The 23,157-nt window shown below is 61.3% G+C and carries 27 protein-coding genes and 2 tRNA genes; 17 read left to right on the top strand and 12 right to left on the bottom strand.

Annotation, left to right across the window (positions count from 1 at the left end):
* The first annotated feature begins 134 nt into the window (after positions 1-134).
* The 5 genes from NKI16_RS23965 to NKI16_RS23945 all read left to right on the top strand — a co-directional run bounded on the left by NKI16_RS23965 (position 135) and on the right by NKI16_RS23945 (position 4,063).
* Positions 135-1,418: an ROK family transcriptional regulator gene (locus tag NKI16_RS23965; protein ID WP_352577521.1), complete on the top strand. Its 1,284-nt coding sequence runs from the start codon at positions 135-137 to the stop codon at positions 1,416-1,418.
* A 191-nt stretch (positions 1,419-1,609) separates the two neighbouring features.
* Entirely contained in the window at positions 1,610-1,810 is a 201-nt protein-coding gene (locus NKI16_RS23960; RefSeq protein ID WP_023719429.1) for a CsbD family protein, read from the top strand.
* A 620-nt stretch (positions 1,811-2,430) separates the two neighbouring features.
* On the top strand, positions 2,431-2,862 hold the full coding sequence (locus NKI16_RS23955; protein WP_352691073.1) for a hypothetical protein: 432 nt from the start codon (positions 2,431-2,433) through the stop codon (positions 2,860-2,862).
* Between the two features lie 265 nt (positions 2,863-3,127).
* Complete coding sequence (locus NKI16_RS23950) at positions 3,128-3,385, top strand: hypothetical protein (RefSeq protein ID WP_352571650.1); 258 nt, start codon at positions 3,128-3,130, stop codon at positions 3,383-3,385.
* Positions 3,386-3,469: 84 nt separating this feature from the next.
* Positions 3,470-4,063 carry an SOS response-associated peptidase gene (locus NKI16_RS23945; RefSeq protein WP_352589229.1) on the top strand — a complete coding sequence of 198 codons (594 nt, stop codon included), beginning with the start codon at positions 3,470-3,472 and terminating at the stop codon, positions 4,061-4,063.
* A gap of 97 nt (positions 4,064-4,160) precedes the next feature.
* Here NKI16_RS23945 and NKI16_RS23940 read toward each other — a convergent pair whose 3' ends face one another.
* Both NKI16_RS23940 and NKI16_RS23935 read right to left on the bottom strand, forming a co-directional pair.
* Entirely contained in the window at positions 4,161-4,712 is a 552-nt protein-coding gene (locus NKI16_RS23940; RefSeq protein WP_352589226.1) for a globin domain-containing protein, read from the bottom strand.
* A 1,215-nt stretch (positions 4,713-5,927) separates the two neighbouring features.
* A tRNA-Thr gene (locus NKI16_RS23935) sits at positions 5,928-6,002 on the bottom strand.
* 160 nt (positions 6,003-6,162) lie between these two features.
* Here NKI16_RS23935 and NKI16_RS23930 point away from each other — a divergent pair.
* The 10 genes from NKI16_RS23930 to NKI16_RS23885 all read left to right on the top strand — a co-directional run bounded on the left by NKI16_RS23930 (position 6,163) and on the right by NKI16_RS23885 (position 12,360).
* Positions 6,163-6,375 (top strand): hypothetical protein, encoded by a 213-nt coding sequence (locus NKI16_RS23930; protein WP_352571653.1) that lies wholly within the window; start codon positions 6,163-6,165, stop codon positions 6,373-6,375.
* A 157-nt stretch (positions 6,376-6,532) separates the two neighbouring features.
* Positions 6,533-7,825, top strand: a complete 1,293-nt coding sequence (murA, locus tag NKI16_RS23925) for a UDP-N-acetylglucosamine 1-carboxyvinyltransferase (RefSeq protein ID WP_023677408.1) — start codon at positions 6,533-6,535, stop codon at positions 7,823-7,825.
* Between the two features lie 300 nt (positions 7,826-8,125).
* Positions 8,126-8,560: a DUF2948 family protein gene (locus tag NKI16_RS23920; RefSeq protein ID WP_352457708.1), complete on the top strand. Its 435-nt coding sequence runs from the start codon at positions 8,126-8,128 to the stop codon at positions 8,558-8,560.
* A 4-nt stretch (positions 8,561-8,564) separates the two neighbouring features.
* Positions 8,565-9,857, top strand: a complete 1,293-nt coding sequence (gene hisD, locus NKI16_RS23915; protein WP_352756052.1) for a histidinol dehydrogenase — start codon at positions 8,565-8,567, stop codon at positions 9,855-9,857.
* A 2-nt stretch (positions 9,858-9,859) separates the two neighbouring features.
* Positions 9,860-10,345 (top strand): UPF0262 family protein, encoded by a 486-nt coding sequence (locus NKI16_RS23910; protein ID WP_292663977.1) that lies wholly within the window; start codon positions 9,860-9,862, stop codon positions 10,343-10,345.
* Between the two features lies 1 nt (position 10,346).
* The gene (locus tag NKI16_RS23905) at positions 10,347-10,814 is read left to right on the top strand and encodes an arsenate-mycothiol transferase ArsC (protein WP_352571660.1); all 468 of its coding nucleotides are present in this window, start codon (positions 10,347-10,349) and stop codon (positions 10,812-10,814) included.
* An 89-nt stretch (positions 10,815-10,903) separates the two neighbouring features.
* A complete protein-coding gene (gene infA, locus NKI16_RS23900) occupies positions 10,904-11,122 on the top strand; it encodes a translation initiation factor IF-1 (RefSeq protein ID WP_006200926.1) in 219 nt (72 codons plus the stop codon).
* Positions 11,123-11,147: 25 nt separating this feature from the next.
* Complete coding sequence (locus tag NKI16_RS23895; RefSeq protein ID WP_352457706.1) at positions 11,148-11,777, top strand: Maf-like protein; 630 nt, start codon at positions 11,148-11,150, stop codon at positions 11,775-11,777.
* Positions 11,774-11,965 (top strand): DNA gyrase inhibitor YacG, encoded by a 192-nt coding sequence (gene yacG / locus NKI16_RS23890; protein ID WP_023677402.1) that lies wholly within the window; start codon positions 11,774-11,776, stop codon positions 11,963-11,965. Before NKI16_RS23895 ends, yacG begins: the two co-directional genes overlap by 4 nt.
* A 319-nt stretch (positions 11,966-12,284) precedes the next feature.
* Positions 12,285-12,360, top strand: a tRNA-Phe gene (locus NKI16_RS23885).
* A 644-nt stretch (positions 12,361-13,004) separates the two neighbouring features.
* Here the strand turns inward: NKI16_RS23885 and NKI16_RS23880 are convergent.
* The 8 genes from NKI16_RS23880 to NKI16_RS23845 all read right to left on the bottom strand — a co-directional run bounded on the left by NKI16_RS23880 (position 13,005) and on the right by NKI16_RS23845 (position 21,124).
* The gene (locus NKI16_RS23880) at positions 13,005-13,619 is read right to left on the bottom strand and encodes a class I SAM-dependent DNA methyltransferase (RefSeq protein WP_245274725.1); all 615 of its coding nucleotides are present in this window, start codon (positions 13,617-13,619) and stop codon (positions 13,005-13,007) included.
* A gap of 217 nt (positions 13,620-13,836) precedes the next feature.
* Positions 13,837-14,592: an AAA family ATPase gene (locus tag NKI16_RS23875; protein WP_051406149.1), complete on the bottom strand. Its 756-nt coding sequence runs from the start codon at positions 14,590-14,592 to the stop codon at positions 13,837-13,839.
* 910 nt (positions 14,593-15,502) lie between these two features.
* Complete coding sequence (gene ggt / locus NKI16_RS23870; protein ID WP_352571655.1) at positions 15,503-17,095, bottom strand: gamma-glutamyltransferase; 1,593 nt, start codon at positions 17,093-17,095, stop codon at positions 15,503-15,505.
* A gap of 21 nt (positions 17,096-17,116) precedes the next feature.
* A complete protein-coding gene (locus NKI16_RS23865; RefSeq protein WP_352457755.1) occupies positions 17,117-17,836 on the bottom strand; it encodes an ABC transporter permease in 720 nt (239 codons plus the stop codon).
* The gene (locus NKI16_RS23860) at positions 17,833-18,546 is read right to left on the bottom strand and encodes an ABC transporter permease (protein WP_352923753.1); all 714 of its coding nucleotides are present in this window, start codon (positions 18,544-18,546) and stop codon (positions 17,833-17,835) included. The genes NKI16_RS23865 and NKI16_RS23860 overlap by 4 nt, the downstream gene beginning before the upstream one ends.
* Positions 18,547-18,630: 84 nt before the next feature.
* Positions 18,631-19,476 (bottom strand): transporter substrate-binding domain-containing protein, encoded by an 846-nt coding sequence (locus tag NKI16_RS23855; RefSeq protein WP_023677394.1) that lies wholly within the window; start codon positions 19,474-19,476, stop codon positions 18,631-18,633.
* A gap of 85 nt (positions 19,477-19,561) precedes the next feature.
* Positions 19,562-20,233 carry a GntR family transcriptional regulator gene (locus NKI16_RS23850; RefSeq protein ID WP_031211973.1) on the bottom strand — a complete coding sequence of 224 codons (672 nt, stop codon included), beginning with the start codon at positions 20,231-20,233 and terminating at the stop codon, positions 19,562-19,564.
* A gap of 513 nt (positions 20,234-20,746) precedes the next feature.
* Positions 20,747-21,124: a VanZ family protein gene (locus NKI16_RS23845; protein ID WP_352571657.1), complete on the bottom strand. Its 378-nt coding sequence runs from the start codon at positions 21,122-21,124 to the stop codon at positions 20,747-20,749.
* Between the two features lie 170 nt (positions 21,125-21,294).
* Here NKI16_RS23845 and NKI16_RS23840 point away from each other — a divergent pair, with 170 nt between their 5' ends.
* Positions 21,295-21,537: a hypothetical protein gene (locus tag NKI16_RS23840; protein WP_023677391.1), complete on the top strand. Its 243-nt coding sequence runs from the start codon at positions 21,295-21,297 to the stop codon at positions 21,535-21,537.
* Positions 21,538-21,784: 247 nt separating this feature from the next.
* On the opposite strand, the gene NKI16_RS23835 is transcribed toward NKI16_RS23840, so the two are convergent.
* Together NKI16_RS23835 and NKI16_RS23830 are read right to left on the bottom strand one after the other, a co-directional pair.
* A complete protein-coding gene (locus tag NKI16_RS23835) occupies positions 21,785-22,051 on the bottom strand; it encodes a DUF6894 family protein (RefSeq protein ID WP_156937357.1) in 267 nt (88 codons plus the stop codon).
* Between the two features lie 102 nt (positions 22,052-22,153).
* A complete protein-coding gene (locus NKI16_RS23830) occupies positions 22,154-22,345 on the bottom strand; it encodes a DUF3606 domain-containing protein (protein ID WP_023677389.1) in 192 nt (63 codons plus the stop codon).
* Between the two features lie 410 nt (positions 22,346-22,755).
* Between NKI16_RS23830 and NKI16_RS23825 the strand changes: the two genes are divergently transcribed.
* Complete coding sequence (locus tag NKI16_RS23825) at positions 22,756-23,055, top strand: DUF1236 domain-containing protein (protein ID WP_352457747.1); 300 nt, start codon at positions 22,756-22,758, stop codon at positions 23,053-23,055.
* Positions 23,056-23,157: the final 102 nt, after the last annotated feature.

Genomic DNA, 23,157 nt, shown 5'->3' with positions numbered 1-23,157 from the left:
AAATTGACTTCCATGGCCGCGAAGGGCACTGTCGCGTCGCGCACGGGTGCGATTGGAGTGCTCGACCCCGCGGCAGCCTCAAAGCTGCAAGCGGCTGGAGTGGCTCTGCGGGAATGAATGGGGAGGCGCCGGTTTTGTCCGGAAAAGGCAGCAATTCGGTCAAGGTTCGGCATTATAACGAGCGCTTCGTGCTTGATGCCATTCGCCGCCTGAAGGAGGCATCCAAGTCCGATCTGGCGCGCGCCGCAAATCTGACGCCGGCCGCGGTCGCCACCATTGTCGACGGGCTGGAATCGTCCGGATTCGTAAAGCAAGTGGGGAAAAGGTTCGGGCAACGCGGATCGCCATCCACTCTCTACCGACTTGCACCTGAGCGTATCTACAGCGTCGGCATCAAGATCGGCCGGCGCGCGCTGGAAGCCGTGCTCGTCGACTTTGCCGGCGAGGTCCGCTCGCGCGAGTCGCACGAATATCGCTTTCCGGATCCCGACATGGTGCTCAAGGCCGGCAACATGTCGCTGGCCAATTTCGACAAGCTGGTCGAGGGGCTTGGCGATGCCAGCATCGTCGGCGTCGGCATCGCCTCGCCATATTTCCTCGGCGGCTGGAGCGAAGAGCTCGGCTTTCCCGACGATCTCGGCAGCCGCTGGGAAGCAATCGATCTGACGACGTTCTTCGCCACAAAGCCGAAGACCCCGGTCTTCGTGGAAAACGACGCATCATCGGCCGCACTCGCCGAACTCATCCAGGGGACCGGCGCGCGGTTCCGCGACTTCATGCATATCTCGATCGACACCTTTGTCGGCGGCGGACTGGTGCAAGGCGGCAAGGTCCATACCGGGCCGCACGGCAACAGCGCCGCGCTCGGTCCTTTGCCGGTCTCGCCTTCAAGCCTCGATTCGGTGGCGGCCAAGCCGGCGCGCTACCAGAGCCTGCTGCATCGCGCTTCGATCTATGTGCTGGTCAATCATCTCAAATCGCGCGGCATCGAGATCAACCGTGTGCGCGAACTCGATCCCTTGCCGCCGGGGGCGCGCGAGCCGCTGTCCGAATGGATCGACGATTGCGCCAATGCGCTGGTCGAGGCGATCATCGCCATCACCTCCGTCATCGACATCGAGGCGATCGTTCTCGACAGCATCCTGCCGCGGCCGATTCATCTCGAGCTGTTGGCAAAGGTGCAGACCCAGTTCAACAGGATCAGCGCCATCGGCATCGTGGCGCCGGAAATCGTGTCGGGACAATTCGGCCCCGAGGCTTCGCCGATCGGCGCGGCGATGCTGCCGTTCTCGGCACTGTTGGCGCCCGACAGCGGCGTGCTGATGATCGGCAAGGACAGAACAATGCTGCCGGGTAGCCTTTCGAGGCTTGCCAGCCAAGGCCAACCAGCAAGAAGCTCGGCGACTTCAACGGCATAAGATAGTGCCGCGAAAGAGCATCAAGCTCCGGACATCATCAACATCAGCTCACAGTCAGGCACGGGCACGGCGGGCTTTTTGCGCCGGCACCGGAACTTTTAGCGGCCGCTAATCTTCATTCGTCACCGACATGCAATGCTGATCGGTCCGCGCTCCGCTTTAGTGCGGGCCTAGGAAGCAAGGAGGAACATATGAACTGGGATCAAATCAAGGGAAAATGGACGCAGTTCAAAGGCAAGGCGAAAGAGCAGTGGGGTGACCTCACCGACGATGATCTTGATCGCATCGAGGGCAACCGAGACCAGCTTTTGGGACGCATCCAGGAGCGATATGGCATCGCCAAGGAAGAGGCGGAGCGCCAGGTTGATAACTGGTCCAGAAGCATCAGCTGAGCCTTTGGATGCAATGCCGTTTGCTGCCCACCACCAGGGTGAAACTCTGCGTCGCCCGCCGTGCCGACTGGTGCGGTGGGCTCTTTCGACAGCGAGGCGAGCGAGGAACCTTTAGCCATATCTGATGTTCTACTTGCGTGGCGGGCTTCGCCTCGGCGTGCACCCCACCCGGAGGCGAAGGAGTGCAATCATGAACAACATTATCTGGCTGGTCGGCGCGATCGTGATCGTAATAGCCATTTTGAGCTTTTTGGGTCTGCGATAGGCCTTAGCCCTCTCCTCGACCTCTTCGATTCAGCAACGGCTCCCTCTCGGCGTGGCCTCACTGCCCGTTGCATTCAAGCAGGTCAGACTTAGGTCCCAAGCAAGATACTCCAGGATTGGACCGAAGCCCCGGCTGGGAACGTAGCCGGCTGGCTCACGTTGTGGTGAGCTTTGGCGCGACGAAGATGCGTCCGGGCGGAAGAGTTCAAGCCAGGGAGGAGAGGCCCGACGCTCCGAACGGGCGGCGGGCCTGGGCGTAAATGCAAACGATCAGCAGGCTGTTCAATTCCCATGCCCAGGCAGCACGTGCCGTTGCGAGGCTTCAGGCTGCCGGGATTCGTCGCCGGCAAATCAGCGTGGTCGGATCTTACAACGACAATGATGAACCGATCAGCGTTGCTGGATATTACGACGATGAGATGAGCGCTCTCTGGCGGGGTGCGGTTGCTGGTGCCGCACTTGGCGCCACGGCTGGTCTGTTGGCCGGCTTCAGCGCTTTTGGAGCTCAAGACGTTGATCCTGCGGGGATGACCGGCATGGCCCTGGTCGGTGCGGCTTGGGGCGGCTTTGCCGGCGTGCTTCTCGGAACTTTCGCCAATTTCGCCCAGAAGCCGCGCAAGCCGAAGATCGCAGAAGGTGTCGTACTGGTGATGGCCCGCGTCGATGAAAGGCAGGCCGGCGCCGCGCATACGGTGCTCCGGAGTTTCGCGGAGATGCCTTCCGGGCCGATGAAGAGGAGCGCTTTGCCAAATTCAAGCCGGCTCCGCGTCCGATCTGGTGCCCGATGAAGTTTGTTTCGCGAAACAGGAATTCAAACCGGAGGCGCCCGACGAAAGCTTGGCAAACCAACACTTTGGAAGCATGCGGGCTACTTGCCGTCGTGTTGTCCTTTATTCTTACCGTTCTGTTGGTTGGTCTCATCCTTGGCTGAACCCATGCCCTTGCCACCGGCGACACTATGCCCGGCAATTGGCGAAGGTTGTGGCCAGTTCGAAGGATTAAACCATTCGTGCTAAGCGTTAATAGCTTGTAGCCATAGGAGAGGACGCCAACGTGGACAAACGGGCTGAAGGAGACGCGGAGAGATTGGCTCGAGGCGAGTTCGAGCTCAAAGCCGAACGATATGGTGTGAACGCCTTTCTTCTCGTTGTCGAACTCGTAAATCTGCTGGAAAAGCGTGGAACGATCAGCAGCGACGACGTCGCGAAAATAGCCGAAGCCGCCGCACTTGCCGTTGCCGCATCCAGCGAACCCGACGTGAACAGCATCAATCTGTTGCAGGCCATCGCTGCCGCACGCCGGCCCAAATAGGCTTATATCAAACCCGCCAGCAATCGGCGCCCACCGATAAACGCTATGTTGAACTGATCTCGGTCGAGCGTACGGAGCCTTTCCATGTGCAATGACTACGAGCAGCACATCGCCTGGGCCGAATACTGCCGGATGATGGAATCGCTGGCGCTCAAAATCCCCAGCCATCAAACCGAACTGGATCTGCCGCAGGCGGATGACATCCACATCAACGACCCCGCGCCTGTAATGCGCGCCGCCGGCGACGCAATCGAACTGGCGTCGATGACATTCGGCTTTCCCCCGGCCGGGCCAAAAGGCGGACCTGTATTCAACTTTCGCTCGGAGGGCCGGCAGTTCGGCAACAGCAAGCGCTGTCTCGTTCCGGCGTCGGCATTCTTCGAATTCACGGGAACGAAATATCCAAAGACCAAGCACAGGTTCTCGCTGAATGGCCATTCGTTCATGGCGATTGCCGGGCTGTGGCGCGAGGGTGTCGGCAACAAGCCGCCGACGTTCACGATGCTGACGACCGATCCGGGGCCGGACGTCGCGCCATATCACAATCGGCAAGTGGTTGTGCTGCGGCCATCGGACTGGGCGGCCTGGATCCATCTCACGAGGTCCGAGGCTGAACTCCTGCGGCCGCTGCCGGAGGGGTCGCTCAGTGTGGAAACAGCTCGGGCAGGTTTGGAGTAGGAACCATCGGATAATTGCGCGCTGAGCTGCGGCCGCGCCGCATAGTCACGGCGACGCGCGCCATGTTCAGAACGAATGCCCATACGATATAGACGCTTCAGCCCGGCTTGACGTAGCCAGCGGTGACCTCGTTCTTGTGGGCGGCGAAAGCTTCCAGGACTTCGGTTTTCTCAGGCTTCGGAATCTTGAAATGATCCAAGGTCCGCCCGAGTTCGGCTGCGACCTCATCGAATTCCGCGGGGGCAATCCGCAGGTCGCGATGCGCCTCCTCGAGGCCGAGCGGCGTCGTGCCGGGCTTGGTGGCGACGAACTTGAAGGGCCCGCCAGAAACGTCGCAGACCCACAGCGTGCGCATGAACTTGAGGCCGGGCAACCTTTCCAGGTTCTTGGTGTGCCATTTGCGCAGCTGCGGATTCTTGGATTTCTTGCCGACGATCGGGTTCTTCACGACGGCGTCGCTGAAGTGATCGATCACCGCTGCGATGGCAAACACGCCGCCCAGCCGCTCATACAGACTTTTCTCAGCTGTGGTTTTCTTGGCCTGGGCGAGCGCGTTGTCGGCAGGCAATACCGCCGTCGATGCCGCGGTCAGCGCCAGCGCGGCGACAACACTTCGTCTTGTCAAAGAGGTCGAAACAGCCGTTTTCATTCCTGGTTCCCTTCGCGGTTAGGCCAGAGCGAGCCGCAGCCTGTCTGGCGGGCTTCATGAGATGACATTCGGACACTTTGCCGTATTTTAGCACTGTCTAACGAACTAACGAGCCGTTCGCCCGAATTAGTCCGATTGGGCGCATTGTCATGGTCAACATGCGTCAAAAGGGGCGAAGGCCGCGCGGATGAGGAAGGCTTAGCAGGCGTCGCTGCACGCGGCAGAGGTCGCGAAGCCACTTCGGCCGCATCTGTGCCCCTGACCTTGGGCATTTTCCTTCTGTGTCGTGTTGTCGGCGGCAATCAGCCCCGGTAGGGGGCGTACAATCGCTTCCCGCGGCTTTGCCGGCTGCTTGCGGCCAATAGCTTGTGCTTTTCGAAGATCGCGAGCTTCTGCGGATAGGTCATCCGCACCTTGCGGTTGCACCCGTCGCATCTGAAGTGCGCGATTGTTCTTAGTGCGGAGCCCTTTCTTACCGCCGGGTGTGAGCAATCCGGACATTCGAATGTGAGCGCGACATCAGATAAGTCTTCGGCCAAACCCATTTCTATCCCCTTCGCAAGCTCGGTGGCTACACTCTGGCGATCATCAATGGGCAATTCAGATGCCAATCCGATTGTGCCAATGCGGGACTAGAACAATTCGCCTCGGAACGCCGCCTAGCTAGTGCGCCTTCTCTGCGCCTTTTGAGCGACGAAGAGACCTAACTTCCTCCAGCAGTTCGCGCTCATTGGTAGTCACGTTTCGGAAGATTGCGACAATCATCACCGCTAAGGCTTCGGCATCCAGGCTTAGAGGGTCAATGTGCTCATCTGCGCAAACCTGATCAAACACGCGTTCACAAATAGCCAAATCGTGAGGGCTGAGGCGAGTGCGATTGAAACGCCGGCGCGACATTTGCGAGCCTTCGAGGCCCGCTGCCCGTGCAAAAGAAGCGGGTCTTCGCAAGAAACGCGAGTCATTGAGCGATTGTTCCCGGCTGCAAGCTTTGTTAAGCAGCCTGCAGCAGGGCAGACTAGAACGCTTTCCCCGCGCGCATCATGGCGCGTGCGAGCGCCGGGAGGTGCGCGTGCAAGACCACTGTTTCGACGAGCTTGTGCGCGTGGCACTCGGCAGATCGCGGGGCGCCATATTTTTCGGCAACCTCGCCAACCGCGCACAATCATCATCGAGCAGGTCAAAGAGGCCTTGGAAGATGCGCCAGCGAAAACAATCTGGTGCTGCGAGAGAGGATTGAACTCTCGACCTCTCCCTTACCAAGGGAGTGCTCTACCACTGAGCTACCGCAGCCGCCGATGGCGGGGCTTCTGCCATATCGAACCGGCAAGCGCAAGGCCAAGACAAAGACGGGTTGAAAGGCCGCACCGGCGATTGTTCCGGACATGGCCGTGCCACAATGTTGGCTATCCCTTGATAGCACGCTGGCGGGTCGCCGGCCGGAGACGGGACGATGAACGACAAGACGCTTTCACCAAAAAAGGATGACCCACCGAAAAAGGCCGGAACGGGCCGCAAGGACCGGCTGGCCGAGCAGTTGCGCGCCAACCTGCAGAAGCGCAAGGCGCAATCGCGCTCACGAAGGACCGGCGACGCCGACAAGCGGCGCGCTGGCGAGGCCGACGAGCGGCCGGAGGGGCTGCAGGCGGCGATGAAAAAAGATTAACGCGAATCGGCTATGTTGGTCGCCGGTACTTTGGCCAAGTCGGCGTGGGCCAAAGTGGGGAGTAGCCTGTTTCTTGAACCAAGCCGGCCAATGGTCTAGATGGCCGCAACAGACTCAACCGATTTAAACCGGCCTTGGCGCCGAGGGGACGCTCTTCATGGATCGCATCAGAATTGTCGGCGGCAACAAGCTTGCCGGAAGCATTCCGATCTCGGGCGCGAAAAACGCTGCGCTGCCGCTGATGATCGCCGCGCTTTTGACCGATGACACGCTGACGCTGGAAAACGTGCCGCATCTGGCCGATGTCGAGCAGCTGATCCGCATCCTCGGCAATCACGGCGTCGACTATTCGGTCAATGGCCGCCGCGAAAAGCAGCAGGAAGGCTATTCGCGCACCATCACTTTCTCCGCCCGCAACATCGTCGACACGACGGCGCCTTACGAGCTGGTGTCGAAGATGCGGGCCTCGTTCTGGGTGATCGGCCCGCTGCTGGCCCGCATGGGCGAAGCCAAGGTGTCGCTGCCCGGCGGCTGCGCCATCGGCACACGGCCTGTCGACCTGTTCCTCGAAGGCCTGCAGGCGCTGGGCGCCGATATCGATGTCGACACCGGCTACGTCATCGCCAAGACCAGGAACGGCCGGCTTGTCGGCAACCGTTATGTGTTCCCGAAAGTTTCGGTCGGCGCCACCCATGTGCTGATGATGGCGGCCTCGCTGGCCAAGGGCGAGACGGTGCTCGAAAACGCCGCCCGCGAGCCGGAGATCGTCAACCTCGCCGAATGCCTCAACGCCATGGGCGCGAAGATCTCGGGCGCCGGCACGGCGACCATCACCATCGACGGCGTCGAGGCGCTGTCGGGTGCCCGCGTCAGGGTGATCCCCGACCGCATCGAGACCGGCACCTATGCGATGGCGGTGGCGATGACCGGCGGCGACGTCGTGCTGGAAGGCGCGCGGCCCGACCTGTTGCAGACGGCGCTCGACATCATTTCACAGACCGGCGCCGAGATCACGCAGACCAATTCCGGCATCCGCGTCAGGCGCAACGGCGCCGGCATTTCGCCGGTCGACGTGACGACGGCGCCCTTCCCGGCTTTCCCGACCGATCTGCAGGCGCAGTTCATGGGCCTGATGACGATGGCCAAGGGCAAGTCGCGCATCACCGAGACGATCTTCGAAAACCGCTTCATGCACGTCCAGGAACTCGCCCGGCTCGGCGCCCACATCACGCTGTCCGGCCAGACGGCGATTGTCGACGGCGTAGCGAAGCTGAAGGGCGCGCCAGTCATGGCGACCGATCTTCGGGCCTCGGTGTCGCTGGTCATTGCCGGCCTTGCTGCCGAAGGCGAAACCACGGTCAACCGCGTCTATCATCTCGACCGCGGCTTCGAGCGGCTGGAGGAAAAGCTGTCCGGCTGCGGCGCGGAAATCGAGCGCATTTCGGGGTAATGATAGCAGGCTCAGGTCGGCGCTGCCCCTCACCTGCCTGCCGGCATCTTCTCGCCGTATAGGGACGGGGAGTAGGACCGCCTCGCGAAGGATTTCGCCAATCTCCGGCGTTGCGGAGAGGGTGCCGAGGTTGCGGCCAGCCCCTACACCCGTCCCTATACGGGAGAAGGTCCCGGCAGGAGGATGAGGGGCGGCGCCGACCGGAGCGATTGCCTGGCCAAGACCTCCGGCGCGGTTGCACGAGCCGGAAAGACCGCCTAACAGAAGGTCGAATAATCAACTCGCAGGTGCGAATTCCGCATGAATGGCCTCAAGCTTGTCGCGCTCGACGATCAGGATCTGAGCATCATCTCGGCGCATGTCCAGGATGCCGTCATGAAGGTCAGCGATCTCGAATACCTGCCTTCTGTAAAGCGCTTCGTGCTGACCATGAACCGCTTCGTGTGGGAGGCGAAATCCGGCTTCTTGCGCCAGCACAATGAGCGGCGGCAGGCCGTGCTGCATTTCGACCGGGTGCTCGGCGCCAAGACCAGCGGCATTGCCCGCGACAAGCCGGACGAAGTGCTGTCGCTGCTGGCGATCAGCTTTCTCGCGCTCGACAAGCCGGCCGGCATCGTCGAGCTGATCTTTTCGGGCGGCGGCGCGATCATGCTCGATGTCGAATGCATCGAGGCACGGCTTGCCGATGTCGGCGGCGCCTGGGAAGCGACGTCGCGCCCGGTCCACAGGGTTTGAGCCGATGGCCATCACGCTTCGCCAGTCCGACGCCGATTTCGAGCAGCGCTTTGCCGCGTTCCTGCTGACCAAGCGGGAAGTCTCGGCCGATGTCGACGCCGTGGTGCGCGAGATCATCGCCAAGGTGCGTGCCGAGGGCGACGCGGCGCTGGTCGGGTACACGCAGAAATTCGGCGGCGGTGACCTGGCCAGGCTCGGCATCGCCGTCTCCAGGGACGACATTGCCAAGGCTTATGAGGCCGCCGATCCGCAGACGGTCGAGGCGCTGAAATTCGCGCGCGAGCGCATCCGCTCCCACCACCAGCGGCAGCTGCCGCAGGACGACCGCTACACCGATGCCGCCGGCGTCGAGCTCGGCTCGCGCTGGACGGCAATCGAGGCCGTCGGGCTCTACGTGCCGGGCGGCACGGCGAGCTATCCGAGCTCGGTGCTGATGAACGCGGTACCGGCCAAGGTCGCCGGCGTCGAGCGCATCGCCATAGTGGTGCCGGCCTCCGGCGGCGAGGTGCCGCCGCTGGTGCTGGTGGCAGCCGACCTTGCCGGTGTCTCCGAAATCTACCGCGTTGGTGGCGCCCAGGCGATCGCGGCCCTTGCCTATGGCACCGAGACGATAAAGCCCGTCGCCAAGATCGTCGGCCCCGGCAATGCCTATGTCGCTGCGGCCAAGCGCCAGGTGTTCGGCACGGTGGGCATCGACATGATCGCCGGGCCGTCGGAAGTGCTGGTCGTCGCCGACGGCAGCAACGATCCGGACTGGATCGCCGCCGACCTGCTCGCCCAGGCCGAACACGATGTGTCGGCGCAGTCGATCCTGATCACCGACGACACTGCCTTTGGCGCGGCGGTCGAACAGGCGGTGGAGCGGCAGTTGCAGAACCTGCCGCGCGGAGAAACGGCGGCGGCGAGCTGGCGCGATTTTGGCGCCATAGTCCTGGTGCCGACGATCGAGGCAGCACTGCCGCTGGTCGACCGCATCGCGGCCGAACATGTCGAGCTTGCCATCGACGACCCAGAGGCCTTCCTGGCGCGAATGCGCAATGCCGGTGCGGTGTTTCTCGGCCGCCACACGCCGGAAGCCATCGGCGACTATGTCGCCGGCTCCAACCACGTGCTGCCGACGGCGCGCTCGGCGCGCTTTTCGTCCGGGCTTTCGGTGCTCGATTTCGTCAAGCGCACCTCGGTCCTGAAGCTCGGGCCGGAGCAGTTGCGGGCGCTGGCGCCGGCGGCGATCACGCTCGCCAAGGCGGAAGGGCTCGATGCACATGGACGCTCCGTCGGCATTCGGCTGAACATGTAGAAATGTCCGACTACGACCAAACCCGCGCCAGGCTGATCGATGTCGAGCTCGACGAGACGATCGGCCGCTCGACGCCCGATGTCGAGCATGAGCGGGCGGTGGCGATCTTCGACCTGATCGAGGAGAACCGCTTCCAGCCGGTCAATGACGACGGCGCCGGCCCGTACCGGCTGAAACTGTCGCTGGCCGAATCCCGGCTGGTGTTTGCGGTGGCGCGCGAGGACGGCGCAGCCGTGGTCACCCACATCCTGTCGCTGACGCCGCTTCGGCGCATCGTCAAGGATTACTACATGATCTGCGAAAGCTATTACGATGCCATCCGCACCGCGACACCCAGCCACATCGAGGCGATCGACATGGGCCGGCGCGGCCTGCACAATGAAGGCTCGCAGACGCTGATGGACCGGCTTGCCGGCAAGATCGAGATTGACTTCGACACGGCGCGCCGGCTGTTCACGCTGGTTTGCGTGCTGCACTGGCGAGGCTGAACTGGCCGCCCCGCTGCCCCGCCCGATCCTGCCCCGCTCGATCCTGTTTGTCTGCGGCATGAACGCCGTGCGCTCGCCGATGGCCGAATTGCTGGCGCGCAAGGTGCTTCCGCCCACCACCTTCGTCGCCTCGGCCGGGGTGCGCGGCGGCGAACGCGATCCGTTCGTCGATGCCGTGCTGGCCGAAGAAGGGCTGTCGCTCGGCGAACGGCACCCGAGAACGATGGACGACCTCGAGGATGATTATTTCGACCTGATCGTGACGCTGGCGCCGGAAGCCCACCACACCGCGCTCGAGCTCACCCGCTCGCTGGCCGTCGAGGTCGAGTATTGGCCTATGCCCGACCCGACCGGCGTCAGCGGCACGCGCGAGCAGATCATGGCCGCCTACCGCGACGTGCGCGAGCGGCTGAAGGCGCGGATCGGCCGCCGTTTTCTCGGCACCGGGGCTGAAAACGCCGCGGATTAAGCATGTTCACAAGCGGACGTTTATCATATAGGTTCCGCGCAACTTTCCGGCCGGGGCGCTGGAAGTACCCATCCAAGCAAAGGTATCGAATGCCGAAGGAAGAAGTCCTCGAGTTTCCGGGTGTCGTGACGGAACTGCTGCCCAACGCGATGTTCAGGGTCAAGCTCGAAAACGAACATGAAATCATCGCCCATACGGCCGGCCGCATGCGCAAGAACCGCATCCGCGTTTTGACCGGCGACAAGGTCCTGGTCGAGATGACGCCCTACGACCTGACCAAGGGCCGCATCACCTACCGCTTCAAGTAAGTTCAAGAACCCGGCCGGGATCGCGATGGGCATTTTGCAGAAGCTCGTGCTTGCCTCGGGTTCGCCGCGCCGGATCGAGCTGCTGCAGCAGGCCGGCATCGAGCCGGACCGTGTGCTGCCGGCCGATGTCGACGAGACGCCGCTGCGCGCCGAACACCCGCGCTCGCTGGCCAAGCGCCTGGCAACACAAAAGGCCGAGAAGGCGCTGGCTTCGCTGAAGACCGAAGCCGACTACCTGCCGAGCTTCGTGCTGGCCGCCGACACGGTGGTTGCCGTCGGGCGGCGCATCCTGCCCAAGGCCGAGACGCTCGACGACGCCGCCAACTGCCTCGGGCTTTTGTCCGGCCGTTCGCACCGGGTCTATTCCGGCATCTGCCTGATCACGCCGGGCGGCAAGCAGCGCTTGCGGCTGGTCGAGACCAGGGTGCGTTTCAAGCGGCTGCCGCGCGAGGAGATCGAGGCCTACATCGCATCGGGAGAATGGCGCGGCAAGGCCGGCGGCTATGGCGTCCAGGGGCTCGCCGGCGCCTTCGTCGTCAAGCTTGTCGGCTCCTACACCAACGTCGTCGGCCTGCCGCTCTACGAGACGGTAGCGCTTTTGAGCGGCGAAGGGTTTAAGGTGCACGCCAACTGGCTGTCGGGTGCGCGGATATGAGCCCGGACGACAAGGTCACGCCATTGCGGCCCAAGCGGCCCTGCCCCGAATGCGGCAAGCCATCGGCGCGCGAAACCTACCCGTTCTGCTCGACGCGCTGCAAGGACATCGACCTCAACCGCTGGCTGAAGGGGGTCTACGTCATCCCGGGACGCGACGACGAGGACGAGAACGACGACCAGAAATAGCGCCGTCCACCTGCGGTTTTCCACAGGCTTGGGACGGTTTCGCAGCCGCGATCGTGACCGATGATCGGCCTTGCGGACTGCCTGTCGTTTCGCGCCTGAAATCAATGTCCAGAACTTGTTCCATCCGGGCACTGTCGGACGGAACAGGTTCTGGCGTTTTGTTTGAGCATAATCTTTTCCGAAAACCGGATTCCACTTTTCGGGATCATGCTCTAAGCGCTGGACAGGCCGAATTCCCGTGCTATAACCCACGCGCTTTCAAGGGGTGCCGACGGCGCTTTCATGAACCCGGTGTGCAGATTGCCGCCCGCCGGAGCAGGCCCAGATAGCTCAGTTGGTAGAGCAGCGGACTGAAAATCCGCGTGTCGGTGGTTCGAATCCGCCTCTGGGCACCACTACTTCCTCATATAAAATCACTCAATGGCTTGCGGTGTCGCCAACTTGGCGACTTACGGCATTTCATGTCGCGCCGTGTTGCGAACTGTTACCGTTGATTTTCAAGGGTTTCCTGCGACTGTAGGCAACTCCACGCGACATGAACGCGACATGGGCACGCGTAAAGCGCGCCGTAGCCGCTTTCAGACGTTCTCTCATGCGTCTTTATGGTTCGAGATGCGTGGGCACTGTCTGCGAGAGGCTTACAGGCCGGCAGGTGCGGCATCGGGCCAAACCGGAGTTCATACGCAGGCATTACGAGGAATTCGCGTCCCGCAATCGGCAGGGAGATACTTGAACCTCAAGACGTCTGGAAATTACGGCGCGAACCCGCGTTACGTTGCCGGAATCCCCCAACCTACGAAAGTACCTCGCGACGTCGGGATGCTTGCGATCGTCCTGCCTCAAAAGGGCAAGTGCATCGTTGGTCACCGGCGAGCGCCGTCGCCAAACGCACTGATGAGCAGAGGCGAGCAGCGCTTTGTCTGATTGAGCCAAGCGAAGCGCAGCCAAAAACGACACTCGATACTTTCCTGCCAATAGCTTCAACAAAGACCAGCCTCATGGCAAATGCTCGGTTTCAAATTTCATGTGCCCGCCGGCTTTACCGCTTTCTGGCAACCACCAGGAAATTCTGCGCAAGCTCCGCCGGAATCCTGGCACTTGCGCAGATCCTTTCAAACGGCACGATCAATATTTCGCAGAGTCTTGGCAGCAATTTCCCGGGTCGCGGCAAAAAACCGTACCCAACTATCCGCTCGACAATAAAGCCGTTTGCAATGAGCGTCTGCTCGTATCCTTTAATGCTCAAAGTGTGGCGGACTGTCCCTCCTGCATAACGGTTCAGAATGCGGCAGACCAGCCCTATTGGCGAGGTCGCATTCATGTGGATATTCGAGATTAGCAATCCACCTTCGTTCAAATGCGCGCTGATGGCCGACAGTGCATCCTTCCTGAGCTCATCTTCAGCATTGAGGAAGAATCTGAATGCCGTGACCACGTCGAACCTTTCGGCGAGCGGAGAGAGCGTAATATCAGCGCGGACCAATTTCACGTTCTTCGGAACCCGTGCGCTAGCCAGCATAGATTGGGAGATGTCAACGCCGACGACTTCACCAAAAAATTGAGCTGCGATATTTGCTATGCGGCCTGTGCCGCATGCGAAGTCCAGGCATTTCCGGTTCGGCCCGCCGACAGGCAGGAGAGTACGTTCGACCAAGGGCTTTTCGATACCCGACCACAGAGCTGCATAGTAGCCGGACCGGAACGTGTCGGAGTAATGGGCACCGTACCCATCCGTCTGGTGGCTTGCTCGGTAATCCCGACGAGCGGGTGCACGGTTCTCATGGACGCTGCCTAACGGTCGCCGCTGCGCCCGTAGAAATCTGCGAATGCCAACGAACGATCTCACCGTGAGCACCATGCAACTCGCGCCTCTAGTCTGGCCCGACGCATGCCGTCGCCGGCAATCCGTGCCCCACGATGCGCGCGACGACCTGTTCGAAATTGCGTGGGTCGAGGCCGTCGACACGCATCAGCGGCCATTTGTCTTGCAGGCATTGGCCGATCTCCCTCGCGATATCCGCTTGCTTCAGGCCCCTGACCACTCCGACTTCGAGAAGGCGCTCGAGGTACGGCTGCCGCGCATACCGCTCAATGAGGCGGTGGCGCAGCGTTTCCCCGGGCGCGTCGACTTGAATGAGGAGATCCGGTCGCGGCAGGAACGTCATGCAATTACGAACCATGTCGATACTTGGATTTCGTGCCAACAGGACGAGCGCACACAACGCCTGAACGATGCCCTCTTCGAAAATGAAGTACCCTTCTGAGGCCTGCGCCGTATTCCAGGCTTCGAAGAGCAAAACGACGTCGATCTTCAGACGCAACGCCCATATTCGACTTTTTGGAGGGATCGATGCCAAAAGCCGCGCAGCGGCCCCCTCGCTCGGCGGGGTCGAGAACAAGACCGGACTCGCGGTGGCGAGCTTGTGCACCAGACGCTGGATGCCATGGCGTGTCTCCGGGCCTTCATCCTCGACCGAATCGACTTCGCTGCCGAAAGACACAAAATCAATCCGGCGATAGCCATTGACTGTCTTCACACGGATGTCGCGTTTCGCCAGCTCACGGCAAAGGGCGCGGAGAAGGGTCGTCTTGCCTGCACCAGGCGGACCGAACAACTCGATAATCATGTAGGGACCTCCCGAACAGGAAACAGAAAGATCGGATGAAGCGAGCTCGCCCGCTCCGGCGGTGTGGCGAGCGTAAACACTCTGGCATCCGCCTGGCCGAGTTGACCCCGCTCGCTGGCATCCTGCTGACGCCGCAAAAAGATTTGGAGGAGATGCGATGCGGCGGGAACTGCCTTTCCATGGCGTGCAGTCCCGCCTGTTGAGCCGCGACAGCGTTGCCGGTTGACTTGGGAACTTGCAATTGCTTCTCGATCGCCTGCGCTTGCGGCTGGTTGACACGCCTGTCGCTGTCGAACTGGCTCGTCGCCCGTGCCATCTCCTGATCGAGCGCGTGCCCCACGGTTGCCCGTTGGTCGACGTCGGTCGTTGTGGCTTCCAGGCGTGCGAGCCTCGACGACGCCGACCCCGCCGCCTGCGCCAACACCTCCGTCGTCGCGCCGCTTGCGCCCATAGGAACATGGACCTCAGAAAGTCTCTAAATTGCCTGGTGATCGGAGCTTACTAGGAGTGCCGAACCATACCATCATCCATCTGAATGACTGTCGGCACCACGGCACGCGTGTTTGGGCGCTGAACAAGGCAACGAGTTCAGGCCGAGCGGGCGCTTTTGGCTTGACGCGACACAAACGCGACATTCGACCTAAAATCTGAACAATATCAATCACCGACAGCGGACTGAAAATTCGCATGTCGGTGGTTCGAATCCGCCTCTGGGCACCATTTTTCCCTGTACGGCCCGGAGATGGGTAACAGTTTGTACCTAAGACATGGGTGACAACCTCGCGCCGATCGGATTGTCGATGGCGTGCAAGAATTATCTGGACCATGGCGCCAGCGGCTCCTGCTCGCCGGCCAAATGTCGATGAAGAGCATCTTCGGCATCTTGGATCCCACTCTGGCCATAACCGGTCTACAGACCGAGGGCGCAGCCGTCCTTGCGCGGTTCAGAACCGCCCAGCAGGGTCCCGTTTGCCCAATCGATGCGAATGGCCTGCGCACCGCCGATCGGGTCCGTGGCGGGAATGATTTCGAAACCGCGTCGGCTAAGTTCAGCTACGGTTTCGCCAGCGAGCCCGTGTTCGGCCTGGACGTTCATGGTGCCGCTGACGGGGGCGACCCGCGGCAGATCAATCGCCTCCTGCAGATCCATCCCGAAGTCGAGCACCTTCGTCAGCAGGTGCGCGTGGCCCATTGCCTGGTAGTAGCCACCCATAACGCCGAAAGGCATTTCTGCCCGGCCGTCTCTCGCAAGCATCCCGGGTATGATGGTATGCAAAGGTCGCTTGTTCGGCGCCACTGCATTGGGGTGCTTGGGGTCAAGCGAAAAGCTTTGCCCGCGATTGTGCAAGACGACACCGGAGCGTGGCGAGACCAGGCCCGAGCCAAAGCTGTCGAAGACCGAGTTGATGAAACTGACCGCATTGCGATCCTTATCGACAACGGAAATATAGGCCGTGTCGCTGTGCAGCGGCATATCGAACGCCGGCAGGTCCGCGCGGGCGCGCTTTAGGTCAATCATGCCGGCCAGACGATCGGCCCAGGCATTCGACAACATGTCGGCCACCGGGACCTCGGACGCATCAGGATCGGCGACGAGCAGGTCACGCGCGGCGTAAGCGAGGCGTGTCGCTTCGATTTCCAGGTGAAGCCGGTCCGCGGATTGCGGGTCGCCGTGCGCTTCGAAGCGCGAGAGGATATTTAGAATGAGCAGCGCGATCACACCCTGGCCATTGGGCGGACATTCGAACACATCGCAGCCTCGAAACGCGGTGCTGATCGGGATCACGTATTCGCCTGTTGCCGAGGCGAAATCTTCGAGTGTGTGCAATCCGCCGAGCCCTCGAAGATAGGCGACCATGTCTCCGGCCACAGGGCCAGTGTAGAAGGCCTCTCGTCCCTTCTTGGCGATCAGCCGCAGCGTTGCAGCCAACTCAGGCTGGCGATGCACTTCGCCAACGCCTGGCGCGCGGCCGTTTGGCAGGAAAATCCGTTTCGCGGCTACATCGGAGGCCAGAAGTTCTTCTTCCAACGCCCAGTCACGATGGACCCGCGGTGAAATGGCGTAGCCTTCCTCGGCGAAACGTATAGCGGGGGCCAGGATTTGATCGAAGGGCATATGTCCATGATCAGCGTGCAATCTGGTCCAGGAATCGATGGCTCCCGGGATGGTGACGGAGCCAGGAGAATTGCGGGCCACCTCCGCCATGCCACGTTCGAGGAACCAGTCAATTGTGAGGGCGGCGGGTGTCCTGCCCGATCCGTTGTAGGCGATGACCTCGCCGGATCCGTTTCGCGACAGAAGAGCGAAGCAGTCGCCTCCAATGCCGGTCGAGGCTGGCTCGACGACACATTGCACCGCGCAGGCTGCGATGGCGGCATCCATGGCGTTGCCGCCGGCCGCCATGATCTCCACCGCCGTGAGGGTCGCCGACGGATGAGAGGTGGCGGCCATGGCCTCGCGTGAAACGACGACCGAGCGCGTTGGTTTCTCAAAATTTCGCATGCTATGCCCTTCTGATAGTGCTCAAGAGGCGGCGTCGCTCATCGTCGAGGGGCGGTGCCGCAGATGCCGCGACATCCAGTATTCGAGTGCCGCCAAGGCACGGATGATCGCGAAGTTCAAAGTGAGATAAATGGCGCCCGCGCAGATGAAGACTTCAAAGGCGCGGTAGGTCTGGGAGATCAATCCCTGGGCAATTCCAGTCACCTCCATCAAGGTCACGATGGAAGCCAGAGACGTGCCCTTGATCATCAGGATGATTTCATTGCCGTAACTCGGCAGCGCCTGGCGAAAGGCCAGCGGCAGGATAACGTGCCGATAGGTCAAATAGGTGGACAGGCCGACAGACCGGGCCGCCTCGACAAGGCCGCGTGGCACCGATTGAATCGCGCCGCGGAGGATTTCGCTGCCATAGGCGGTGGTGTTGAGTGTCAGCGCGATGATTGCGCACCAGTAGGGTTCGCGGAAAACGGCCCATAATCCAATTGCCGACAGTTGGTGCCGGAACTGACCAAGGCCATAATAGGTCAGAAAAATCTGCACCAGCAGAGGCGTGCCCCTGAACACGGCAACGAAGCCGCGGATCGGCAAGACGACGAAGGGCGATTCCGATTGCTGGGCAAGCGCCAATGTGACGGCAAGAACGAAGCCGGCAACGATGGAAGTCAGGGCCAGTTCCATCGTGAGCGGCAGGCCGGCGAGTAGCTTCGGCAGGATTTCGAGGAAAAAACTGAAATCTATCATGCCGACCGGACGCGCCACGGCGCCTTCCGTTCCAGACGGTAAAAGGTGTGGCCCGTGACGGAAGCGATAGCCAGATAGAGCAAGGCTGCAGCAATGTAGAAGATGAACGGTTCACGGGTCGAACCTGCAGCGATCTGCGCCTGGCGCATCAGTTCAACGAGGCCGATTACCGATATCAGCGACGAGTCCTTCAGAACCAACTGCCACACATTGCCGAGACCTGGCAGCGCGTATCTCAGGAGCTGGGGAAAAATAACCTGTCGCAGTCGCTGCAGCCGGTTGAGACCAAGCGCGCAAGCGGCATCGTGCTGTCCCTGGTCGATGGCGAGGTAAGCCCCTCGATAGACCTCGGCTTGATAGGCGCCCGAGATGATCGCGATAGCCAAGGTTCCAGTGGCAAAGGCCGGAACGCCGACGAATCCGGACCCGCCCAGGCTATGACCAAGCGAGGTCAGGGCGACGCTTCCTCCGTAGTAAAGCAGATAAATGGTCAGAAGGTCGGGCACGCCCCTGAAAACCGTGCAATAGCCAAGGGCCAAGAACCTCAATACCTTGGAGTTGCGGAGACGCCCGGCCGCTGCCAGCCCGCCAAAGACAGCGCCAAGCGCAAAGCCCAGCACAGACAGGAGCACTGTGACCGAGGCCGCCATGAGAAGAGCAGCCCCCCAACCTCCGTGCTGGAAACCAAGCAGCCGGAATGCGTCAACCATTGATACCCCCGGCATTGATACCCCGGCAGGACGAACGGCTCAGCTCCGGAACGTGGTCAGGAATGGCCGTTCGCCGGCAAGCGCTTACTTGACTGGAGTGACGTCGCTCTTGAGCCATTTAAGTGACAGGGTTTTGATCGTGCCGTCGGCGGTCGCGGCGTCGATGGCGCCGTTGAGCATGTCTTTCAGCTTGGTGTCCTCTTTGCGGATACCGGCCCCGGAGCCAAGACCGAAGAGACCCCCGACAAATCCTGGTCCTGCAAGCGTATAGTCGCTGAACTCCGGCTTGCTCAGCGTGGCGGCCAGCGCTGTCTGTTGCGCGAAGAGCGCGTCGATGCGACCCGCGGCGAGATCGAGATCGTGTTGCTCGGTGGTCTTATATTCGCGAATCTCGGCGACGTCCGAGAAGTATTTTTTCACAAATTCCAGGTTCGCCGTTGCAGCCTGAACTCCAATGATCTTTCCCTTCAGCAATGGCTTGAGCTTGTCGATTGCCGCCTGCGCAGAGGCTTCATTCTCCAGCTTGAACCGCTCGTTGGAAATGCCGAGCTTGCCCAGTTCGCTATCCTTGGCGACCGCGAAACCTGAGGGATCCACCGCATATGGCTGGGTAAACTCAATGATCTTCAGACGTTTTTCAGTGATGAACATGCTCGCCATGATCACGTCGAACTTGCCGACGGTCAGCGCGGGGATCATGCCGTCCCAGTCCTGTGCGACGATCTTGCACTCGATCTTCATTCGCCCGCACAGATCATTGGCGAGATCGACTTCGAAGCCGTCCAGCTTGCCGTCGGCTGTTGTGAAATTCCAGGGCGCGTAGGCTCCTTCGGTGGCAATGGTAATTGCCTTTGGTGTTTCTTGTGCAACGGCGGCCTGGACCAGGCCGAACAGGACCGACGCAATGGCTGCGATGCGGCTAATTTTCATATCATTCTCCTCTTTTTGCCGGTATGGCAGTTCCCTTTCGTCGTGCCGGATTATCTTCCGGCTTCAACGAGTTAGATGGTATTCCCTAGCGGCGGCCGGGACTTGCGAAGTTGGCCAGAAGCGGCGCCGTCTCGACGATATGATCCCGCATGACGATCTCAGCCTTGCCGGCATCACCTGACCGCAGCACGTCGATCAGGATCTCGTGCTCGGCACGCGCGCTGGCGGGCTTGTCGACATAGTCGAACCAGATGCGCAGGTAGGGCTCGATCACGACGTGCAGGCTGGCGATCTGCCGGACCAGCTTGGGCCGGTTGCTCAATTGGCAAATCTGCAAATGGAAGGCCTGATGGCGCACGACCCAGTCGCTGCTGCCGGTCTGGCTGGCGCGCTCCATCCGGTCGAGCTGGCGTTCCAGTTCTTCAAGCACTTCGACATCGATGTGCGGCATGGCAAGCCTCACCGCCAGCCCTTCGAGCACCGAGCGTATTTCAAATGTTTCGTAGATCTCATCGAGGGTAAGCCCGGCGACGATGCAGCCACGGTTCGGGCGAATGAGCACAAGACCTTCCGCGGCCAGTTGGCGGAATGCTTCGCGAACCGGCATGCGGCTCATGCCGATTTCCGTCGCGATCTCTTCCGGGATCAGCCGGTCCCCGGCCCGATAACGCCCCATCCTCAGGGCCCGCTGAATGTGGCGATAAGCTTCCTCCTCGGCGGTCGTGATGCCCAACGGCTCGATTGCGTCAGCTGCCATGTCTTGGGTCCGATCAGAGCGTATCTGTGTATCCACTTATCCAGTTCTCGAAACCTGTGTCAAGCACCGATGCTTGGGCGCTTTGGAATTTCTCTTGTGAGAATAAGCACTTGGTAGGGGAAATCGGGCTAAGCACACTGTGATCGGCTAAGCCGCTGATCGGCCTACTTTTCAACATCCGGCAAAAAGGCCCGCCGCTCCATTTGCGAAGCGGCGAGGCCCCATATTCGGGGACGATTGCCGGGATTCCCCGGCATTGCCTACAGTGCAATTCAGGTGCCAGAATTGTTGACCCAAAACGGGTCACCGCACCGGAGGCGCGAGCGCGGACCTTCCGCGATCACGCTACTGCCGCGCATTGCCGTTCCTGCTATGTTACTTTGCGGCGGACGTAATTTTTCCGCCTGGCCGGCGCCCCATCAGGCAACTTACCCCAACGCGCCCCCCAAGTGGCGCCGGCCATTTTCCCCTTATTGGGGCATGGGCGCGCCGATTCCGTTATGCGCTTTCGAGCTATGGCAATCCGCCGGCGAGCCGCTTTGTCCAGCCTGCAACCATCAGTCCGCACGCGATTCCCGCGCAGTCGGCCACCCAGTCGAATAAATCCGGGTCGCGCCCTATCAGTTGCACGGCCTGAAGCCCCTCGATCGCCGCACCCGTGAGAACGAGGAGTACGATCAGCTTCGCCTTGCGTTCCGGCCAGCCGAGACTTCCGAGAGCCGCCAGGACGACGAAGGCGGCGGCGTGATTGAGCTTGTCGTGATCAAACGTGAAAGCCAGGCCAAGACCCTGCAAGAGCCGCTCCGGCAGAAGGGCGAACAGCAGAACGCCGGCAAACGCGGCCGGAAAGGCAATCCTTGCCACGATCTGATAAGAATCCAGGCGCAACAAGGGTAGAATGGCCTTTCGTCCGAAATCTGCAGGGAATACCGCCGGCCGCCATAGTCGCGAGCGAGCGCGGCGTCCAATTTCCGCCGTCGGGGCGTCCGGTGCATCGTCAGAATGAATGAATGCCTCGGGTCAGCCGCTGGGCAGGCCGAACTGCTGGGGAGGGCTCTGCAATGGTGCGGCTTCCGCGATCACGCAATTACCTGCTGCGCCAACGCGGCTACTATCTGGCTGCGGCGGACCTGATTTCCGCTTGGCCGGCGCTGCGTCAGGGCACCTTACCCCATGCCACACGAATCAGCGCCGGCCAGAATTCCATCGATTGCGTGATGACCGACCCGCGTCAAAAAAGCCCGCCGCCCTGTCGGACGACGGGCTCCGTTGCCTGGGCGCCAGGGCGCCGCGGTAGCGACTGATGTTACTAGTGCTCCCGCAGGTCTCCAATATGCTGCCGCCGCATGGCGTTGCGCATCGGCTAAACAAACGAAGCCCGCGCCTCTGGCGGAGGGCGCGGGCCGACCGGGTTGCACCCGATCTGCAGCAGAATCCTGGGAGGTTCCCGCTGCTTAAGATAACAATTAGAGACTTCTAATGTTCCGCGCCAGGGGAAGATGCCGCTGCACCAGAAATCTGATGATGGTCGGCGCGATGATGATCGAGCCGTCAGTTCGTGCGCAAGTCGATCTGGAAAATCCGCTCGTCGAAGTGCCGCGTTTCAACGGCAAAGGTCAAAGCCACTTCAAGGACCAGACCGCCACGGTCGTCCCGGACCTTGACTGCAATCCTGCGATGAGGAAGGCCATCCCTGGCCATCTCGGCCAATGTGCGAAGGGCTTCTTTCCTGAGCAGCGGGAGATCGTCATATAACGTTCCCTGATCGTCGGAATAGACGATTCCGTCTTCATCGGAATCGAAGAAGTAGCGGGGCATTGCGCTTGGCCGAAGCGGCGGCATCCGAGCACGTTGTCGATTGCTGGCCGGATCTCGGCCGATCGCGATCAGCGCCTCTCCACCGTTGGCTTCGCCGCCAGCTCACTTGCGCTCGCGCAATGCCTTCACCGCCTGCGAGAGGATCATCCGGTCGCCGCCGGTCCTTTTGATCAACTTGCTCACCTGGCTGGGCGAAACACCATTTTCCCGCGCGAAATGTTCGACCTCATAATATTCATCCGCCGAAACGCGATTGCGGTCGCTGAAGTCTCGCTTGGTCTTGTCGTCGGCCATTTCTGTTCTCCTCGCCTCAGGGCCAACTTTGGACTGACGCACGCTGCAATCGAGGGTTCGCCCGCCACCAAAGTGACGCGCGAACCCTATCGGCGCAGGAAGGGACAAGGCTGCGCAGATGCTGTATTCGATCGAAATGGAAACAGCCAGGATCGGTGCGAGCCGCCATCGATATTTTCCAAAGAATCCTCCCGGCACGTGCAGCCAGCAACGGCTAGGTGCCGCGGCGGTTCCGGGTCACGCGGCAAACCCGCCCTTTGCGCGCAAGGATCAGACTTAGGTCCTGCGGCAACACGTCGGTTGGTCCCTGCCGGGCGGGACCGAAGCCCGTCGACGGAACGTTTTCAGCTGCCTTCCGTTCGAATGAGCCTTGGCGCGAAGAGCGGACCGAGTTCGCAAAGGAGACGACCATGAGAATGCATCTTTCCACCGCGGTGGCGGGATTTCTGCTGCTGGCAGGCATCGGCGCCGCTGCGGCGCAAGACGTTGTCATCGAACCGCAGCAGGAAACGGTCATCAAGGAGTATGTGAAGAAGCAGCCGCTGGCCTCGGTGAAAATCCCTGGGGTGGAGCTCAATATCGGCTCAACGCTTCCCGATACCGTCGAGCTTCATGAAGTCCCCAGCGTCAAATACCGCTATGTCATCGTCGACAACCGCACCGTCGTGGTCGACCCAGGCACGCGCAAGATCGTCAAGATCATCGAGTGACGTGAAAGCTCGGGCAGTAGTCGCCCCCCCGGCCGGACCAAGAGCGCGGGCCGCGGTGCGCGTTGTGGTGGGGGACGGCCGCGGCGGGCGACGCGCCCCCCC

The sequence above is a fragment of the Mesorhizobium sp. M0698 genome (genome assembly GCF_040320455.1).
Taxonomy (GTDB): Bacteria; Pseudomonadota; Alphaproteobacteria; order Rhizobiales; family Rhizobiaceae; genus Mesorhizobium.
Note: the sequence above shows the minus strand (reverse complement) of the source record. Positions and strands in the feature narration are given on the sequence as shown.